Annotated in this window: 2 protein-coding genes; both read right to left on the minus strand. The window is 68.3% G+C overall.

Going from position 1 to position 679, the window contains the following annotated elements; all coding sequences use genetic code 11:
• Positions 1-301 (minus strand): hypothetical protein (locus J7E68_RS16495; RefSeq protein WP_215174425.1); only part of this gene is annotated, 301 nt, incomplete at its 3' end.
• 141 nt (positions 302-442) lie between these two features.
• Positions 443-679: Lrp/AsnC ligand binding domain-containing protein (locus J7E68_RS16500; protein ID WP_215174427.1), on the minus strand; the 237-nt coding region annotated here is incomplete at its 5' end.

The raw sequence follows: 679 nt of genomic DNA on the forward strand, positions 1-679 counted from the left end.
CGTCCTCGGGCGCGGCCCGGTCGTAGCTGACGGTGTGCGCCGTCTCGAGCGTGCTGTAGAGCATGGTGGAGCCGATCGATCTGCGCAGCAGAGCGGCCTCGAACGCATCGGGATCGTCGGCCCTCATGTCTCCGAAGTTCGACAGCTGGAGCATGCCGAGTCGGCCGTCGAGACGGATGATCTCGGTCGCGAACCAGGGCGGCAGCTCAGGCGGCGGATCGACGTTCCCCCCTGGCCACAAGCCACCCGAGAGCCTGCCGAGCCAGGCCGTGATCTCCGCGTCGTCGAGCACTCGCCCCATCGCAACCCCCACCGGATGCGCGCCGGACCCACGTCGGCTGCTCCGTCCCCGCCATCACGATAGGCAGGGCGCAGGCGCCGTGCAATATACAGCGGCGCGACCCGTGGGAGCCGCGCCGGTGAGCCCTGGGCCCTGAGCCCGTCAGCGGAACGACGCTGCGACGGAGTTGCGGTGATAGTCGAACACGATGCTCGTCCTCGTCGATGCGACGCTCGACTGCGCAGACAGGTGCTCGAGCACGAACTCCCGCATCTCCGACGAGTCGGCGACGGCGATGTGCAGAAGGAAGTCGTCATCTCCTCCGAGGAAGAACACCTGGATCACCTGCGGCAGCGCGCGCACGCGGTCGGCGAACTCGACGATGCTCTCGCGTCGAGC

It is taken from the genome of Microbacterium sp. ISL-103, assembly GCF_018613995.1.
Classification (GTDB): domain Bacteria; phylum Actinomycetota; class Actinomycetes; order Actinomycetales; family Microbacteriaceae; genus Microbacterium.